The sequence below is a fragment of the Burkholderia sp. ABCPW 11 genome (genome assembly GCF_001523445.1).
GTDB lineage: Bacteria > Pseudomonadota > Gammaproteobacteria > Burkholderiales > Burkholderiaceae > Burkholderia.
The window spans coordinates 114,955-132,848 of record NZ_LOVM01000041.1; the positions used below are offsets into that span (position 1 = coordinate 114,955).

Below are 17,894 nucleotides of genomic sequence, written 5' to 3' on the forward strand. Positions count from 1 at the left end.
CATGAACGAGCTGGAATACGTGCCGGTTCCGGCATTCGAAGACAACTATATCTGGCTCGTCTCGGACGGCCGCGATGCGATCGCCGTCGACCCGGGTGAAGCCGCGCCCGTACGCCGGGTTCTTGCCGAACGAGGCTGGCGGTTGTCCGCTATTTTACTCACGCACCACCACGCCGACCACGTCGGCGGTGTCGAGGCGCTGCGCAATAGCCAACCGGCCGATGCTCCGCTCGCCGTTTACGGCCCCGCGGCCGAGGCGATCGACGTGGTCACGCGGCCGCTCTCGGGCGGCGATCGCGTGACGCTCGACGCACCGGCCGTCGCATTCGACGTGCTCGACGTGCCGGGTCATACTCGCGGCCATATTGCGTATTTCCAGCGGGCCGGGCAGGGCAATGCGGTGCCGCACGTGTTTTGCGGCGACACGCTGTTCTCGTGCGGCTGCGGCCGCCTGTTCGAAGGCACGCCCGCGCAGATGCTCGCGTCGCTCGACGCGCTTGCGGCACTACCGGGCGACACCCGCGTGCATTGTGCACACGAATACACGCTGTCGAACATCCGCTTCGCGCTCGCGTGCGAGCCCGGCAATGCGGCACTCGCCGCGTGGCGCGACGACGCGCAGGCGCTGCGTGCGCGTGGCGTGCCCACGCTGCCCACTACGATCGCTCACGAGCGTGCCGTTAACCCGTTCATGCGGGCGGACAGCGCGGCGATCCGCGCGACGCTCGAGGCCGAGCTGCACGAAACGGTGACGGATCGTCTGGCGGCGTTCACGCTGATGCGCGAATGGAAAAACCGGTTTCGATGACGTTTTCCGGAGGACTCCAAAGCTCAAGCGGTGTCTGTAAAAATTGCTCCAAATGTAGGATTTCGCTGAGTTTTCGGTGTTTTTATTGACGTGAAGCACGCACTTCCGTAGTATCGCCTGCAATTTCCAGCCGTCGGAAGCCGAGATTTTCATGCGACTTATATTGAGTGCGATGGTGGTGCTACTACTCGCCGCGTGTGCGAGCCAGCCCCCTGTCGCCAACAACGCCGCCGATTCGCAGGCGACGTCCAACTACCTCCGTAAATCAGCCACCGCCAAAGAAACTGTCGACGTCGACAAGCAATCCGTCGGCGACTTGACCAGTGCAGACTCCGATCTCTGGGCGCGCATCCGCCGCGGCTTCCAGATGCCCGACCTGCAGAGCGATCTCGTCGACATGCAGACGACCTGGTACACGCAGCGGCCCGATTACGTGCAGCGCATGACCGAGCGCTCGCAGAAGTACCTGTATCACATCGTCGAGGAGCTCGAGGCGCGTCACATGCCGACCGAGCTCGCGCTGCTGCCGTTCATCGAGTCCGCGTACAACCCGCAGGCGCTGTCGGTCGCGAAAGCGGCCGGCATGTGGCAGTTCATGCCCGGTACCGGCCGCACGTACAACCTGAAGCGCAACATGTGGCAGGACGAGCGCCGTGACGTGCTCGCCTCGACGAGCGCCGCGCTCGACTACCTGTCCCGCCTGCACGATATGTTCGGCGACTGGTATCTGGCGCTGGCCGCGTACAACTGGGGCGAAGGCAACGTGCAGCGCGCGATCGCGCGCAACCAGGCGGCCGGCCTGCCGACCGACTACCAGAGCCTGCGGATGCCGAACGAGACGCGTAACTACGTGCCGAAGCTGCAGGCGGTGAAGAACATCATCGCGAGCCCGCAGCAGTACGGCCTGACGCTGCCCGACATCCCGAACCACCCGTATTTCGTGACGGTCACGACGTCGCGCGACATCGACGTGGCGGTGGCCGCGAAGCTCGCGAACCTGCCGCTCGACGAGTTCCGCTCGCTGAACCCGTCGTTCTCGAAACCGGTGATCCTCGGCGCGACCGAGCCGCAGATCCTGCTGCCGTTCGACAACGCGTCCGCGTTCGAGAAGAGCCTGAAGGCCTACAGCGGCCAGCTGTCGTCGTGGACCACCTACACGGTCAGCGAGCGTGCGCGCCCGGCCGCGATCGCCGAGAAGATCGGCGTCGACGCCGATACGCTGATGTCGGTCAACAAGATTCCGGCCGGCATGCGCCTGAAGCCGGGCTCGACGATCGTCGTGCCGCGCGGCGACGACGACGACGAGGACATCAGCGCCGACGTCGCCGAAAACGGCGCGCTCGCAATGGAGCCGGACGTACCCGATACGCGCAAGATGCTGATCCGCGTGCGCCGCAAGCAGTCGATGGCGGCGATCGCCGGCCGCTACGGCGTGTCGGTCGGTCAGTTGAAGGCGTGGAACCGTACGCACCGCGATCTCGCGATGCCGGGCCAGACGCTCGTGCTGCACGTGCCGGTCGGCCGTGCGGTGCCGGCGGAACCCGGCCCGGAGCGGATCGCGACGTCGACGGGCGGTGCGCACATCGAGCGCGCGAGCCTAGCGGTGGGCGGCAAGTCGCACGGCAAGCGCGGCGGCGCCAAGTCGTCGGCGAAGCCGGCGAAGGCCGCTCCCGCGAAAGCCGCTGCCGCGAAAGCCGCGCCGGCCAAGACCACCGCGCACAAGGGCAAGAAGAAGTAAGCGCGGCGGGTGCGCGCAGCGTGGCGGCCGGTAAGGCCCGCACGATTGCGCTATCATCCGACGAATTCGACGAAACGCCGTCACCGAGGTGACGGCGTTTTCGTTTGTGCGCGGCGCGGCAGCGTGGCGTCGTGCGTCTTCATATGACAAGGGGAAGCGATGTCGTCGGTGCAGGTGAGGGTGCTCGCGCTGTTTTCGGTCGGGTATTTCGTGTCGTACGTGTTTCGCGGCGTCAATCTGGGCTTCGCGCCGTTCGTCACGCATGAGCTCGGGCTGTCGGCCGCCGATCTCGGCCTGCTCACCAGCCTCTATTTCCTCGGCTTCGCCGGGGCGCAGATTCCGGCCGGCGTGATGCTCGACCACTTCGGCCCGCGCCGCGTGACGGCCGGCATGCTGCTGTTCGCGGCGGCCGGCGCGGCCGTGTTCGGCGCGGCGCACGGCATCGGCACGATGATGGTCGGCCGCCTCTGCTGATCGGCGTCGGCGTATCGGTGTGCCTCGGCGCGGCGTTCAAGGCGCTCGCGCAGCATTTCCCGGTCGGCCGGCTGCCGCTCGTCAACGGCCTCGTGATGGCCGTGGGCGGCCTCGGCGGCGTGATGGTCGGCTCGCCGCTGGCCTGGCTGCTCGGCTGGACGAGCTGGCGCGCGATCTGTTTCGGCCTCGCGGCGCTGACGGTGGTCGTGGCGGCGTCGATCGGCTTCGGGGCGCCCGACGCGCAGCAGGCGCGCCATCAGGGCGGGCTCGTCAGCCAGTTCAAGGGCACGTGGCACATCCTGAGCAGCCGCGCGTTCTGGAAGATCTCGTCGTTTTCCGTCGTCACGCAGGGCGTGTTCTATGCGATGCAGTCGCTGTGGGTCGGCCCGTATCTGCGCGATGTCGGCGGGTTCGATGCGCCGCATGCCGCGCGCCTCGTGTCGGTGCTCGGCTTCGCGATGATGGCCGGCTGCGTCGGCTTCGGCGCGGCGGCGCGCGTGCTCGAGCGGCGCGGCGTGTCGGTCTATGCAACGTGCGGTATCGGCATGGCGCTGTTCGTCGCGACGCAGCTCGCGATCGTCGCGCGCGTGCCGTTGCCGCCGGCCCTGCTGTGGGCCGCCTACGGCATGTTCGGCGGCGTGGGCATCCTGACCTACGCGGTGATGGCCGGCCATTTTCCCGCCCATCTGATCGGCCGCGCGAACACGACGCTCACGCTCGTGATCTTCCTGCTGATCTTCGCATTCCAGATCGGCGTCGGCGCCGTGCTGTCGCACTGGCCGGCGGTCGACGGCCGTTATCCGGCGGCTGCGCACTTCACCGCCTGGGGCGTGCTGCTCGCGCTGCAGCTCGCGAGTGCGGTCTGGTACGCGTGGCCCGCGCGCGGCACTGGCCAAGCGCACTGATCCGGCGGTACGCTGGCGGGTAGGGCAGCCCCGGAAACGGGGCCGCAGCACGTCGCGCGGCGCCGCGGGGCGCGGCGCAACCTCGATCGGACGGCCATATCAATTGAAGATAGGCCCATTTTCAGGCTATAATTTGAAAGTTTGTGCTGATCAACCTCGCACCCTAGCGCCTACCTCATACATCCCGTTCATCCGCCGCACGCCGCCTGTCGGGCGATGCCGCGAAGCCTCGTGCGCCATGCGCCGGGTTCGCGTCTCGACAACGCAGGCCGCGTCCAGCTAGCGACCGCGCGCGCCCACGCAGCGCGGCGCTCGCGCGGCAGGGTAAACAGGTCGGCAGCAGGGTGTTCCCCAAGGAGCCTCCCGTGTTGCCGTCTTTTTCTCCCGCCTTGCTTGCACTCGCCGACGGCACGGTCTTTCGTGGTTATTCGATCGGGGCCGAAGGCCATACGATCGGCGAAGTCGTGTTCAATACCGCGATCACCGGCTATCAGGAAATCCTGACTGATCCGAGCTACTCGCGCCAGATCGTCACGCTCACCTATCCGCATATCGGCAACGTCGGCGTGAACGCCGAAGACGTCGAAGCCACGAAAGTCCATGCCGCCGGCCTGATCATCCGCGATCTGCCGACGCTCGCATCGAACTTCCGCATGGACCGCACGCTCGGCGACTACCTGCGCGACGAAGGCGTCGTCGCGATCGCCGGCATCGACACCCGCAAGCTGACCCGCATCCTGCGCGACAAGGGCGCGCAGAGCGGCTGCATCCTGACTGGTTCCGACGACGCAGCGAAGGCGATCGAACTCGCGCGCTCGTTCGAGGGCCTCGCCGGCATGGATCTCGCGAAGGTCGTGTCGACCGCGAAGCCGTTCGAGTGGAAGCAGACGGAGTGGCGTCTCGAAGGCGGTTACGGTATGCAGGAAGCGCCGAAGTATCGCGTCGTCGCGTACGACTTCGGCGTCAAGTACAACATTCTGCGCATGCTCGCGGAGCGCGGCTGCCACGTGACGGTGCTGCCGGCCCAGGCGAGCGCGGCCGATGCGCTCGCGCTGAATCCGGACGGCGTGTTCCTGTCGAACGGCCCCGGCGATCCGGAGCCGTGCGATTACGCGATCGCGGCCACGAAGGAATTCATCGAGCGCGGCGTGCCGACCTTCGGCATCTGCCTTGGCCACCAGATCATGGGCCTCGCGGTCGGTGCGAAGACGCTGAAGATGAAAACGGGCCACCACGGCGCGAACCATCCGGTGAAGGATCTCGGCGACGGCCGTGTCGTGATCACGTCGCAGAACCACGGCTTCGCGGTCGACGCCGATTCGCTGCCGGCCAATGCGCGCGTGACGCACGTATCGCTGTTCGACGGCACGCTGCAGGGCTTCGAGCTGACCGACAAGCCGGCGTTCTGCTTCCAGGGCCACCCGGAAGCGTCGCCCGGCCCGCACGACATCGGCTACCTGTTCGACCGTTTCACCGCGCTGATGGACGCGGCGAAGCAGCGCAACGCCTAACGTCATCGACGCAACCGAAGGACGGGAGATTCGCATCATGTTCGGCCACGCACTCGGCATCACGGATATCTGGACCTACGTGTTCGGCGTGATCTTCATCATCCTGCTGCCGGGGCCGAACTCGATGTACGTGCTGTCGCTCGCCGCGCAGCGCGGCGTGAAGGCCGGCTATCGCGCGGCCTGCGGCGTGTTCGTCGGCGATACCGTGCTGATGGTGCTGTCCGCCGCGGGCGTCGCGTCGCTGCTGAAGGCGAACCCGCTGCTGTTCTCCGTCGTCAAGTACGGCGGCGCCGCGTACCTGCTGTACATCGGCACCGGGATGCTGCGCAGCGCATGGAGCAAGCTGCGCGCGCGCAGCGACGCGCCGGTCGAGGCGCCGCAGGCGGACGACGGCGAGCGGTCTTTCGACAGGCCGTTGCGCAAGGCGCTGATCGTGAGCCTGCTGAATCCGAAGGCGATCCTGTTCTTCATCTCGTTCTTCATCCAGTTCGTCGACCCGGCATTCCCGCATCCCGCGCTGTCGTTCGTCGTGCTCGGGGCGATCGCGCAATGCGCGAGCTTCCTGTACCTGAGCACGCTGATCTTCGCGGGGGCGCGGCTCGCCGAGCACTTCCGTCGCCGCCGCAAGCTCGCGGCAGGCGCGGCGAGCAGCGTGGGCGGCCTGTTCATCGGTTTCTCGGTGAAGCTTGCGCTCGCGACCATGAGCTGAGCGCCGCCGGCCGACCCACGACAACGATTACTTATTGAATTCACAAGCCATGCCAAAACGCACAGACATCAAGAGCATCCTCATCATCGGCGCCGGCCCGATCATCATCGGCCAGGCGTGCGAGTTCGACTATTCGGGCGCGCAGGCTTGCAAGGCGTTGCGTGAGGAGGGCTACAAGGTCGTTCTCGTCAACAGCAACCCGGCGACGATCATGACCGACCCGAACACGGCCGACGTGACCTACATCGAGCCGATCACGTGGGAAGTCGTCGCGCGCATCATCGAGAAGGAGCGCCCGGACGCGATCCTGCCGACGATGGGCGGCCAGACCGCGTTGAACTGCGCGCTCGACCTGCACCACCACGGCGTGCTCGAGAAGTTCGGCGTCGAGCTGATCGGCGCGTCGCCGGAAGCGATCGACAAGGCGGAAGACCGCCAGAAGTTCAAGGAAGCGATGACCAAGATCGGTCTCGGCTCCGCGAAGTCGGGTATCGCGCATTCGATGGAAGAAGCGTCCAAGGTGCACGCCGAGATCATGGCGGAGACGGGCGGCAGCGGCTACCCGGTCGTGATCCGCCCGTCGTTCACGCTCGGCGGCTCGGGCGGCGGCATCGCGTACAACCGCGAGGAGTTCGAAGAGATCTGCAAGCGCGGTCTCGACCTGTCGCCCACGCGCGAGCTGCTGATCGAAGAGTCGCTGCTCGGCTGGAAGGAATACGAGATGGAAGTCGTGCGCGACCGCGCCGACAACTGCATCATCGTCTGCTCGATCGAAAACCTCGACCCGATGGGCGTGCACACCGGCGACTCGATCACGGTCGCGCCCGCGCAGACGCTCACCGACAAGGAGTACCAGATCCTGCGTAACGCATCGCTCGCGGTGCTGCGCGAGATCGGCGTCGACACGGGCGGCTCGAACGTGCAGTTCTCGATCAACCCGAGGGACGGCCGCATGGTCGTCATCGAGATGAACCCGCGCGTGTCGCGTTCGTCGGCGCTCGCGTCGAAGGCAACCGGCTTCCCGATCGCGAAGGTCGCCGCGAAGCTGGCGGTCGGCTACACGCTCGACGAGCTGAAGAACGAAATTACCGGCGGCCAGACGCCGGCGTCGTTCGAGCCGACGATCGACTACGTCGTCACGAAGATTCCGCGTTTCGCGTTCGAGAAGTTCCGCGAAGCCGATTCGCGCCTGACCACGCAGATGAAGTCGGTCGGCGAAGTGATGGCGATCGGCCGCACGTTCCAGGAATCGTTCCAGAAAGCGCTGCGCGGCCTCGAAGTCGGGGTCGACGGCCTCGACGAGAAGTCGACCAACCGCGACGAGATCGCGATCGAGATCCACGAGCCGGGCCCGGATCGCATCTGGTACGTCGGCGATGCGTTCCGCATCGGCATGACGGCCGAGGAAATCTTCGCGGAAACCGCGATCGACCCGTGGTTCCTCGAGCAGATCGAGCAGATCATCCTGAAGGAAAAGGCGCTCGGGGGCCGCACGCTCGCGTCGCTGACGTTCGACGAGCTGCGCTACCTGAAGCAGAGCGGCTTCTCCGACCGCCGCCTCGCGAAGTTGCTTGGCGCGACGCCGGAAGACGTCCGCAAGCGCCGCGTGGAACTGAACGTGCGCCCGGTCTACAAGCGCGTCGACACGTGCGCGGCCGAGTTCGCGACGAAGACGGCCTACATGTACTCGACCTACGAGGAAGAGTGCGAGGCGCAGCCGACCACGAACAAGAAGATCATGGTGCTGGGCGGCGGCCCGAACCGGATCGGCCAGGGCATCGAGTTCGACTACTGCTGCGTGCACGCGGCGCTCGCGATGCGCGAGGACGGCTATGAAACGATCATGGTCAACTGCAACCCGGAAACGGTGTCGACCGACTACGACACGTCCGATCGCCTGTACTTCGAGCCGCTGACGCTCGAGGACGTGCTCGAGATCGTCGACAAGGAAAAGCCGGTCGGCGTGATCGTCCAGTACGGCGGCCAGACGCCGCTGAAGCTCGCGCTCGACCTCGAGGCGCACGGCGTGCCGATCGTCGGCACGTCGCCGGACATGATCGACGCGGCCGAAGACCGCGAACGCTTCCAGAAGCTGCTGCAGGACCTCGGCCTGCGCCAGCCGCCGAACCGCACCGCCCGCGCCGAAGACGAAGCGCTCGCGCTGGCCGACGAAATCGGCTATCCGCTGGTCGTGCGTCCGTCGTACGTGCTCGGCGGCCGCGCGATGGAAATCGTCCACGAGCCGCGCGATCTCGAGCGCTACATGCGCGAGGCCGTGAAGGTGTCGAACGATTCGCCGGTGCTGCTCGACCGCTTCCTGAACGACGCGATCGAGTGCGACGTCGACTGCATCTGCGACGGCGAAGCCGTGTTCATCGGCGGCGTGATGGAGCACATCGAGCAGGCGGGCGTTCACTCGGGCGACTCGGCGTGCTCGCTGCCGCCGTATTCGCTGTCGAAGGAGACCGTGGCCGAGCTGAAGCGCCAGACGGGCGCGATGGCGAAGGCGCTGAACGTGGTCGGCCTGATGAACGTGCAGTTCGCGATCCAGCAGGTGCCGCAGGCGGATGGTTCGAAGCAGGACATCATCTACGTGCTGGAAGTGAACCCGCGCGCGTCGCGCACGGTGCCGTACGTGTCGAAGGCGACCAGCCTGCCGCTCGCGAAGATCGCGGCGCGCGCGATGGTCGGCCAGAAGCTCGCGCAGCAGGGCGTGACGAAGGAAGTCGAGCTGCCGTACTTCAGCGTGAAGGAAGCGGTGTTCCCGTTCGTCAAGTTCCCGACCGTCGATCCGGTCCTCGGGCCCGAAATGCGTTCGACCGGCGAAGTGATGGGCGTCGGCCGGACGTTCGGCGAAGCGCTGTTCAAGTCGCAGCTCGCGGCCGGTTCGCGCCTGCCGGAGTCGGGCACGGTGCTGCTGACCGTGATGGATGCCGACAAGCCGAAGGCCGTCGAAGTCGCGCGCATGCTGCACGACCTCGGCTACCCGATCGTCGCGACCAAGGGCACGGCTGCCGCGATCGAAGCGGCCGGCGTGCCGGTGAAGGTCGTGAACAAGGTGAAGGACGGCCGTCCGCACATCGTCGACATGATCAAGAACGGCGAGATCGCACTCGTGTTCACGACGGTCGACGAGACGCGCCAGGCGATCGCCGATTCGCGTTCGATCCGCATGAGCGCGCAGGCGCACAAGGTCACGTACTACACGACGATGTCGGGCGCGCGCGCGGCCGTCGAGGGCTTGCGCTACCTGAAGGATCTGGAAGTCTATGATTTACAAGGTCTTCACGCTCGCCTAAACTAAGCGGTCAGTTACCTGTCGAAGCAACACGTGCCGCGATTAGGCGGTGTTTCCAGTGCATCGGAAGCGCGCTTAATCGCGGTGATTTTTTTTATAGCCGTTTTTAGCGATTGAGCCGTTTATGAGCACCATTCCGTTGACAAAGCGTGGCGCGGAGCAACTGCGCGATGAATTGCAGCGCCTCAAGTCCGTCGAGCGGCCGGCCGTGATCAACGCGATCGCGGAGGCCCGCGCACAGGGCGACCTGTCCGAAAACGCCGAATACGATGCCGCGAAGGAAAAACAGGGCTTCATCGAGGGGCGCATCGCCGAACTCGAATCGAAGCTGTCCGCCGCGCAGGTCATCGATCCCACGGTGCTCGACGCCGATGGCCGCGTGGTGTTCGCCGCGACGGTCGAGCTCGAGGATCTCGAGTCGGGCGATACCGTCAAGTACCAGATCGTCGGCGACGACGAAGCCGATATCGATCACGGCCTGATCTCGGTCAGCTCGCCGATCGCGCGCGCGCTGATCGGCAAGTCCGAAGGCGACGTCGCCGCCGTGCAGGCGCCGAGCGGCGTGCGCGAGTACGAAATCATCTCGGTCAGCTACATCTGAAGCGGGGCGACGTGATGCCGCATCGCGTGTTCCGTCTGCTGTCGGCCGTGTGGGTCGGCAGCCTGCTGACGATCGGGTATGCGGTCGCGCCCGTGTTGTTCAAGACGCTGGAGCGGATGACGGCCGGTTCGGTCGCCGCCCAGCTGTTCCGCATCGAGGCGATCCTCGGCGTCGTGTGCGGCGTGCTGCTGCTCGCGTTGTCGAACCAGCAGGTGCGGCGCGGCAGCAGCGAATATCGCCGCGTGCGCTGGATCGTCGCCGCGATGGTCGTGTGCGTGCTGGTCGGGTATTTCGCGTTGCAGCCGTTCATGAACGCGCTGCGGGTGGCCGCGATGGACGCGGGCACCGATATCGCGAATTCGCCGTATGCGAGCCGCTTCGGGATGCTGCACGGCGTCTCGAGCGTGTTCTATCTCGTCGAGAGCGTGCTGGGGCTGATGCTGATCTGGCGTCTGCCGGCGCGCGACGCCTGAGCGGCGCGCCGGGGCAGGGCGGCACGGGAATCCGTGCCGCACCGGCGTGTTACTTGTCCTGGAACGGCCGCTTGGTGCTGGCCTGGCGCTTTTTCGCACGCTTCACGGTGCCGCCTGCGGTCACGCGCTCGTTGCCGCGCACGGTGACCTTGACCGGGCGCGGACGGCGCACGGGGCTCGCGTTCGGCGACACCTTGACGACCTTGACGGTGCGCGGCGCACGACCCTTGCGGTCGTCGGCGGCTTCGGCCGCGCTCGGCAGCGCGCCGGCACGGCGGCCGCGGGTCGGGGCCGCAACCGCCGCCTCGGGCTTCCAGATCACCAGCAGCTTGCCGATGTGCTGGATCGGCGCCGCGTTCAGGCGGTCGCAGATCTCGTCGTAGATCGAGACGCGCGTGTCGCGTTCGTCGCCGAACACGCGGATCTTGATCAGTTGGTGCGCGTCGAGGTGCACCTTGATTTCCTTCAGTACGGCGTCGGTCAGCCCTTCGGCGCCGATCAGCACGACGGGCTTGAGCGCATGGGCCTGGGAGCGCAGCGCGGAGCGCTCGGCGGGAGAAAGCGAAAGGGCGGGCATGGAAATGTCGAAATCTTAATAAGGGCGCGCCGACTGGATAGCGATCGCGGAACGTTACCGCGTCAGCCGTGCGCCGAAACCACGTAAAATCGCGGCTTGGGCCTGAAAAGGGGCCGCAGCCGCGCGAAGAAGACGCGTATTATCCGCTAAAAGCGCGGCTTCACGAAGCAATTGGCAGCAATCTCTCTCTCGAATGGCAAAAAACCGCTTCAACCAGCACTGGCTGCACGACCACATCAACGACCCGTACGTCAAAATGGCGCAGCGGGAGGGCTATCGCGCGCGCGCCGCGTACAAGCTGAAGGAAATCGACGAGCAGGACAAGCTGATCCGTCCGGGCCAGGTGATCGTCGATCTCGGCGCCACGCCGGGCAGCTGGAGCCAGTATGCCCGCAACAAGCTCGCGCAGGGCAAGAAGCGTGACGCGGAGCGCGAAGGCGGCATCGACGGCACGATCGTTGCGCTCGACATCCTGCCGATGGAGCCGATCGCCGACGTCCACTTCCTGCAGGGCGACTTCCGCGAGGACGATGTCCTCCACCAGCTCGAGGAGGTGCTCGAAGGCCGCGCGGTGGACCTTGTTATTTCCGACATGGCCCCCAACCTGTCCGGGGTGGCCTCGGCGGACGCGGCGCGCATCGAGCATCTCTGCGATCTGGCGCTCGAATTCGCGCAGAATCATCTGAAGCCGGACGGTGCGCTGCTCGTGAAGTGTTTTCACGGCAGCGGCTACAGCCAGATCGTCGAGAAGTTCAAACAGCAGTTTAAGGTCGTCGCGCCGCGCAAGCCCAAGGCATCCCGCGACAAATCGTCCGAAACGTTCATTTTGGGTCGGCAACTGAAGCACCCGCGCTGATGCGCAAACGGGCTCCGGCCCTTGCCAGACAAGCGAAGCGCTATCGCGGCGGTTGTCAATGCTTATGGCAGGGGTGGTCGGACTGGATTAGAATGACCGAGGGGCGCCGCAAGGAAAATGTAGGCGCTCGTCTACGAGTGAAGGAGTGGTGCTTTGAACAACAATATGTTTTCGAAGGCAGCGGTGTGGCTGGTGATCGCACTGGTGCTGTTTACGGTGTTCAAGCAGTTCGACAAGCCCCGCGTCCAGGAAGGCGTGTCCTATTCGCAGTTCATGGACGACGCCAAGAACGGCAAGGTCAAGAACGTCATCGTTCAGGGGCGCAACCTCACCGTCACTCCGGCTGATGGCCAGAAATACCAGATCGTGTCGCCCGGCGACATCTGGATGGTCGGCGATCTGATGAAGTACGGCGTGCAGGTCAGCGGCAAGGCCGACGACGAGCCGAACGCGCTGATGTCCGCGCTGTACTACCTCGGGCCGACGATCCTGATCATCGTGTTCTGGTTCTACATGATGAGGCAGATGCAGGGGGGCGGCAAAGGCGGCGCATTCTCGTTCGGGAAATCGCGTGCGCGGCTGATCGACGAGAACAACAACGCGGTGAACTTCTCCGACGTCGCGGGCTGCGACGAAGCGAAGGAGGAAGTGTCCGAGCTCGTCGACTTCCTGCGCGATCCGCAAAAATTCCAGAAACTGGGCGGCCGCATTCCGCGCGGCGTGCTGCTGGTCGGGCCCCCGGGTACCGGCAAGACGCTGCTCGCTCGCGCGATCGCGGGTGAAGCGAAGGTGCCGTTCTTCAGCATCTCGGGTTCGGACTTCGTCGAAATGTTCGTCGGCGTCGGCGCGGCCCGTGTGCGCGACATGTTCGAGCAGGCGAAGAAGCATGCGCCGTGCATCGTGTTCATCGACGAAATCGACGCGGTCGGCCGTCATCGCGGCGCCGGCATGGGCGGCGGCAACGACGAACGCGAGCAGACGCTGAACCAGATGCTCGTCGAGATGGACGGCTTCGAGGCGAACTCGGGCGTGATCGTGATCGCCGCGACCAACCGTTCCGACGTGCTCGACAAGGCGCTGCTGCGTCCGGGCCGTTTCGACCGTCAGGTGTATGTGGGCCTGCCGGACATCCGCGGCCGCGAGCAGATCATGCGCGTGCACCTGCGCAAGGTGCCGATCGCGAACGACGTCGACGCGGCGGTGATCGCGCGCGGCACGCCGGGCTTCTCGGGCGCCGATCTCGCGAACCTCGTGAACGAGGCGGCGTTGTTCGCCGCACGTCGCGGCAAGCGCATCGTCGAGATGCAGGATTTCGAGGACGCGAAGGACAAGATCTTCATGGGTCCGGAGCGCAAGTCGGCCGTGATCCGCGAGGAAGCGAAGCGCGCAACCGCGTATCACGAGTCGGGCCACGCGGTGATCGCGAAGCTGCTGCCGAAGGCCGATCCGGTGCACAAGGTCACGATCATTCCGCGCGGTCGCGCGCTGGGCGTCACCTGGCAGTTGCCGGAGCATGACAACGAGACGTATTCGAAGGATTACCTGCTGGACCGCCTCGCGATCCTGTTCGGTGGGCGGGTGGCCGAAGAGTTGTTCATGAATCTCGTCAGCACCGGCGCATCGGACGACTTCAACAAGGCCACGCAGACGGCGCGTGCGATGGTTGCGCGTTTCGGCATGACCGACGCACTCGGGCCGATGGTCTACGTCGACGACGAGAACGATGCGTCGCCGTTCGGCCGCGGCTTCACGCGCACGATTTCGGAAGCGACGCAGCAGAAGGTCGACTCGGAAATCCGCCGCGTGCTCGACGAGCAGTACAACCTCGCGCGCCGCCTGCTCGAAGAGAACCGCGACAAGGTCGAGGCGATGACGGCCGCGCTGATGGAGTGGGAGACGATCGACGCCGATCAGATCAACGACATCATGGAAGGCCGTCCGCCGCGCTCGCCGAAGAGCTCGCCGGCTGTCGGCGGCGATTCGTCGGGCGGCGGCAGCGCCGAGGTCAAGCCCGGCAGCGCGCCGGCGCCGGCTACGCCGGCGGCATAATCTCCGCTTTAGCACCGTTCACGGGCTGGTGTGGCTTCACACCGGCCCGTTTTGCATTCATCCACGCCCGTTGCTCGTGTCCGATTCCGCAGTGTCCCCGTTCATTCCCGCGCCGCTCCGGTGCGGCCGCTTCGAACTGACGTTCGAACGTCCGCTCGTGATGGGCATCCTCAACGCCACACCCGATTCGTTTTCCGACGGCGGCCGCTTCTTTGCGCGCGACGATGCGCTGCGCCAGGCCGAGCGGATGATCGCCGACGGCGCGGACCTGCTCGACATCGGCGGCGAATCGACGCGCCCCGGCGCGCCGCCTGTGCCGCTCGACGACGAGCTCGCGCGCGTGATTCCGCTCGTCGAGGCGCTGCGGCCGCTGAACGTGCCGCTGTCGATCGATACCTACAAGCCGGCCGTGATGCGCGCGGCGCTGGCCGCCGGCGCGGACCTGATCAACGACGTCTGGGGGTTCCGCCAGCCGGGTGCGATCGACGCGGTGCGCGACGGCAATAGCGGCCTGTGCGCGATGCACATGCTCGGCGAGCCGCAGACGATGCAGGTCGGCGAACCCGACTACGGCGACGTCGTGACCGACGTGCGCGATTTTCTCGCGGCCCGCGCCCAGGCGCTGCGCGACGTGGGGGTGGCGGCGGAGCGCATCTGCGTCGATCCCGGCTTCGGGTTCGGCAAGGCGGTCGTCGACGACAACTATGCGCTGCTGGCCGCATTGCCGGACACGGCGCCTGCGCGACCCGACGGGCGCGCTTATCCGATTCTCGCGGGCATGTCGCGCAAATCGATGCTCGGCGCTGTGATCGGCGGCAAGCCGCCGATGGAGCGCGTCGCGGCGAGCGTGGCGGCCGCGGTGTGCGCGGTCGAGCGCGGCGCCGCGATCGTGCGCGTGCACGACGTCGCGGCGACGGTCGATGCGCTGAAAGTATGGAATGCCGTGCGCGCAGCCGCGCGGCAACGATAAGCAAGTCAGAAAGACGAAGGAGGAAGGATCCCATGGGACGTCGATATTTCGGCACGGACGGCATTCGCGGCACGGTGGGCGACGCGCCCATCACGCCGGATTTCGTATTGCGTCTCGGCTATGCGGCCGGCAAGGTACTGGCCAGCTCGGCCGACGTCGCGGCAGGCTCGCGTCCGACCGTGCTGATCGGCAAGGACACACGCGTGTCGGGCTACATGCTCGAAGCCGCGCTCGAGGCCGGGTTCTCGGCGGCCGGCGTCGACGTGATGCTGGCCGGCCCGATGCCGACACCCGGCGTCGCGTATCTGACGCGTGCGCTGCGTCTGTCGGCCGGTGTCGTGATCAGCGCGTCGCACAACCCGTATCACGACAACGGGATCAAGTTTTTCTCGGCTGACGGCAACAAGCTGCCCGACGACACCGAAGCCGAGATCGAAGCATGGCTCGACAAGCCGCTCGAATGCGCGCCGTCGGACGGGCTCGGCAAGGCGCGCCGCCTCGACGACGCAGGCGGCCGCTACATCGAATTCTGCAAGAGCACGTTCCCGGCCGCGTTCGACCTGCGCGGGCTGAAGCTCGTGATCGATTGCGCGCACGGCGCCGCGTACCAGGTTGCGCCGCACGTATTCCACGAACTCGGCGCGGACGTCATTCCGATCGGCGTCGCGCCGAACGGCTTCAACATCAACGACGGCGTCGGCGCGACCGCACCGGACGCGCTGGTGCGCGCGGTGCGGGCGAACCACGCCGATCTCGGCATCGCGCTCGACGGCGACGCCGATCGCCTGCAGGTCGTGGACGCGACCGGCCGCCTGTACAACGGCGACGAGCTGCTCTACGTGCTCGTGAAGGACCGGATCGCGACCGACGGCAAGGTCGATGGCGCGGTCGGCACGCTGATGACGAACCTCGCCGTCGAAGTCGCGCTGCAGCGCGAGGGCGTGAAATTCGTGCGGGCGGCGGTCGGCGATCGCTACGTGCTCGAGCAGTTGCGCGAGCACGGCTGGCAGCTCGGCGCGGAAGGGTCGGGCCACATCCTGTCGCTCGACCGGCACTCGACCGGCGACGGCATCGTGTCGGCGCTGCTCGTGCTGGCCGCGCTGAAGCGCAGCGGCCGCACCCTCGCGCAGATGCTCGACGGCGTCACGCTGTTCCCGCAGAAGCTGATCAACGTGCGGATGAAGCCGGGCGCCGACTGGAAGGGCAGCGCGTCGATTCGCGCCGCGATCGATGCAGCCGAAGCCGCGCTCGCCGGCAGCGGCCGCGTGCTGATCCGCGCATCGGGCACGGAGCCCGTGCTGCGCGTGATGGTCGAAGCGCAGCAGGCGGCCGATGCGGTGCGCCATGCGGAGACGATCGCCGACGCGGTGCGCGCGGCGACGACCTGACCGGGGGCTGGGGCGCGCGGCGATCCGACCGGCCCGCGCGCCGGCTGCCGGTGAATATGCGTGCGGCGCCCTCGGGCGCCGTCGTTTCGTCTGACGCAAAGGTTTGCCATTGCCTGATGAGGCAACATTCGACAAACGCGCTTTTCGGATCGAATCAGGTATCCGACCCCACAATCAAACCTGCTGCCGGCCCGGGCTTCCCGTCCGGCCGATGCTGCGCTACGATGCGCCCGCACGCCCTGGGGAAAAGGGCGGTCCATCTTCCCTTCCGAGTCAGGCAATTCTTGCCGCCAGCGCCGTTCCCGCGCCTCGCCGCGCCACCCGATACTCCCTTTCAACCAGTCATGTTACTGTCACGCCAGTTTCATCGATTGTCACATTACCGTCATGAGGAGCCCCTAACCTTCGCGGTGCCGTAGTCATCCGCTCACACACTGGAGGTCTCATGAAATTGATGCAAACCGCGATTGCCGGCCTGGCTGGCGCGCTTTTCGCCGTCGCCGCCCACGCTGCCGACATCACGGGCGCAGGTAGCACGTTCGCGATGCCGATCTATACGAAATGGGCTGCGGACTATCAGCAGTCCGGCGGTTCGAAGGTCAACTACCAGGGCATCGGCTCGTCGGGCGGCCTGAAGCAGATCGTCGCGAAGACGGTCGATTTTGCCGGTTCGGACGCACCGCTGAAGGACGAAGAGCTCGCGAAGGAAGGCCTGTTCCAGTTCCCGACGGTGGTCGGCGGCGTGGTGCCGGTCGTCAACGTGCCGGGCGTGAAGGCCGGCGAACTGACGCTGTCGGGCCCGGTGCTCGGCGACATCTACCTCGGCAAGATCAAGAAGTGGAACGACCCGGCGATCGTCGCGCTGAACCCGAAGGTCAAGCTGCCGGATACGGACATCGCCGTGGTCCGCCGCGCTGACGGTTCGGGTACGAGCTTCATCTGGACGAACTACCTGTCGAAGGTCAACGACGAGTGGAAGTCGAAGATCGGCGAAGGCACGACGGTCAACTGGCCGACGGGCACGGGCGGCAAGGGCAACGACGGCGTCGCGGCCTTCGTGCAGCGCCTGCCGGGCGCGATCGGCTACGTCGAGTGGGCGTACGCGAAGAAGAACAACATGACCTACACGGCCCTGAAGAATTCGACGGGCACGGTGGTCGAGCCGAAAACGGAAACGTTCAAGGCCGCAGCGGCAGGCGCGAACTGGTCGAAGTCGTTCTACCAGATCCTGACGAACCAGCCGGGCAAGGAAGCGTGGCCGGTCGTCGGCGCGACGTTCGTGCTGCTGCACGCGAAGCAGGACAAGCCGGAGCAGGGCGCGGAAACGCTGAAGTTCTTCAGCTGGGCGTTCAAGAACGGCGAGAAGGCTGCCGACAGCCTCGACTACATCTCGCTGCCGGCGTCGGTCGAGACGGAAATCCGCAAGCAGTGGAAGACGAAGGTGACGGACGCTTCGGGCAAGCCGGTCGCCGCCGAGTAAGCCATCCAGCGGTTCGCTGCCCGGCCGTGCCGGTCGGGCAGTGTGTGCGGTAAAGCC

Annotated in this window: 13 protein-coding genes and 1 pseudogene; 13 read left to right on the top strand and 1 reads right to left on the bottom strand. The window is 66.3% G+C overall.

From position 1 onward, the window contains the following. The first annotated feature begins 1 nt into the window (after window position 1). The 8 genes and pseudogenes from gloB to WS61_RS17855 all read left to right on the top strand — a co-directional run bounded on the left by gloB (window position 2) and on the right by WS61_RS17855 (window position 10,517). On the top strand, window positions 2-808 hold the full coding sequence (gene gloB, locus WS61_RS17820; protein ID WP_059501967.1) for a hydroxyacylglutathione hydrolase: 807 nt from the start codon (window positions 2-4) through the stop codon (window positions 806-808). Between the two features lie 151 nt (window positions 809-959). After that, window positions 960-2,546, top strand: coding sequence for a transglycosylase SLT domain-containing protein (locus tag WS61_RS17825; RefSeq protein WP_059501969.1), 1,587 nt, complete (start codon window positions 960-962; stop codon window positions 2,544-2,546). Between the two features lie 159 nt (window positions 2,547-2,705). Beyond that, window positions 2,706-3,925, top strand: a pseudogene (locus WS61_RS17830) (nitrate/nitrite transporter). 365 nt (window positions 3,926-4,290) lie between these two features. Beyond that, entirely contained in the window at window positions 4,291-5,436 is a 1,146-nt protein-coding gene (gene carA, locus WS61_RS17835; protein WP_059501972.1) for a glutamine-hydrolyzing carbamoyl-phosphate synthase small subunit, read from the top strand. A gap of 37 nt (window positions 5,437-5,473) precedes the next feature. After that, on the top strand, window positions 5,474-6,145 hold the full coding sequence (leuE, locus tag WS61_RS17840) for a leucine efflux protein LeuE (protein WP_059501973.1): 672 nt from the start codon (window positions 5,474-5,476) through the stop codon (window positions 6,143-6,145). 49 nt (window positions 6,146-6,194) lie between these two features. Next, entirely contained in the window at window positions 6,195-9,449 is a 3,255-nt protein-coding gene (carB, locus tag WS61_RS17845) for a carbamoyl-phosphate synthase large subunit (protein WP_059501975.1), read from the top strand. A 118-nt stretch (window positions 9,450-9,567) separates the two neighbouring features. Next, on the top strand, window positions 9,568-10,044 hold the full coding sequence (gene greA, locus WS61_RS17850) for a transcription elongation factor GreA (protein WP_034206950.1): 477 nt from the start codon (window positions 9,568-9,570) through the stop codon (window positions 10,042-10,044). Window positions 10,045-10,058: 14 nt separating this feature from the next. Continuing rightward, window positions 10,059-10,517, top strand: coding sequence for a DUF4149 domain-containing protein (locus WS61_RS17855; protein ID WP_006497614.1), 459 nt, complete (start codon window positions 10,059-10,061; stop codon window positions 10,515-10,517). Window positions 10,518-10,566: 49 nt separating this feature from the next. On the opposite strand, the gene WS61_RS17860 is transcribed toward WS61_RS17855, so the two are convergent. Beyond that, window positions 10,567-11,094, bottom strand: coding sequence for a YhbY family RNA-binding protein (locus WS61_RS17860; RefSeq protein WP_059501978.1), 528 nt, complete (start codon window positions 11,092-11,094; stop codon window positions 10,567-10,569). A gap of 193 nt (window positions 11,095-11,287) precedes the next feature. Between WS61_RS17860 and WS61_RS17865 the strand changes: the two genes are divergently transcribed. From WS61_RS17865 to pstS, 5 genes are all read left to right on the top strand, one after another. Further along, a complete protein-coding gene (locus WS61_RS17865; protein WP_006476343.1) occupies window positions 11,288-11,950 on the top strand; it encodes an RlmE family RNA methyltransferase in 663 nt (220 codons plus the stop codon). 153 nt (window positions 11,951-12,103) lie between these two features. Beyond that, window positions 12,104-13,999, top strand: coding sequence for an ATP-dependent zinc metalloprotease FtsH (gene ftsH / locus WS61_RS17870; RefSeq protein ID WP_034206953.1), 1,896 nt, complete (start codon window positions 12,104-12,106; stop codon window positions 13,997-13,999). A 28-nt stretch (window positions 14,000-14,027) separates the two neighbouring features. Next, on the top strand, window positions 14,028-14,969 hold the full coding sequence (gene folP / locus WS61_RS17875) for a dihydropteroate synthase (RefSeq protein WP_059501980.1): 942 nt from the start codon (window positions 14,028-14,030) through the stop codon (window positions 14,967-14,969). Between the two features lie 32 nt (window positions 14,970-15,001). Then, window positions 15,002-16,357, top strand: a complete 1,356-nt coding sequence (gene glmM, locus WS61_RS17880; protein WP_059501982.1) for a phosphoglucosamine mutase — start codon at window positions 15,002-15,004, stop codon at window positions 16,355-16,357. Window positions 16,358-16,802: 445 nt separating this feature from the next. Next, window positions 16,803-17,837, top strand: coding sequence for a phosphate ABC transporter substrate-binding protein PstS (gene pstS, locus WS61_RS17885; RefSeq protein WP_034206955.1), 1,035 nt, complete (start codon window positions 16,803-16,805; stop codon window positions 17,835-17,837). Window positions 17,838-17,894: the final 57 nt, after the last annotated feature.

Bases quoted from the DNA above. Each gene is read 5' to 3' on its own strand.
- gloB (WP_059501967.1), top strand. From the start codon at position 2: ATGAACGAGCTGGAATACGTGCCGGTTCCGGCATTCGAAGACAACTAT.
- WS61_RS17825 (WP_059501969.1), top strand. From the start codon at position 960: ATGCGACTTATATTGAGTGCGATGGTGGTGCTACTACTCGCCGCGTGT.
- leuE (WP_059501973.1), top strand. From the start codon at position 5,474: ATGTTCGGCCACGCACTCGGCATCACGGATATCTGGACCTACGTGTTC.
- carB (WP_059501975.1), top strand. From the start codon at position 6,195: ATGCCAAAACGCACAGACATCAAGAGCATCCTCATCATCGGCGCCGGC.
- greA (WP_034206950.1), top strand. From the start codon at position 9,568: ATGAGCACCATTCCGTTGACAAAGCGTGGCGCGGAGCAACTGCGCGAT.
- WS61_RS17855 (WP_006497614.1), top strand. From the start codon at position 10,059: ATGCCGCATCGCGTGTTCCGTCTGCTGTCGGCCGTGTGGGTCGGCAGC.
- WS61_RS17860 (WP_059501978.1), bottom strand. From the start codon at position 11,094: ATGCCCGCCCTTTCGCTTTCTCCCGCCGAGCGCTCCGCGCTGCGCTCC.
- WS61_RS17865 (WP_006476343.1), top strand. From the start codon at position 11,288: ATGGCAAAAAACCGCTTCAACCAGCACTGGCTGCACGACCACATCAAC.
- glmM (WP_059501982.1), top strand. From the start codon at position 15,002: ATGGGACGTCGATATTTCGGCACGGACGGCATTCGCGGCACGGTGGGC.
- pstS (WP_034206955.1), top strand. From the start codon at position 16,803: ATGAAATTGATGCAAACCGCGATTGCCGGCCTGGCTGGCGCGCTTTTC.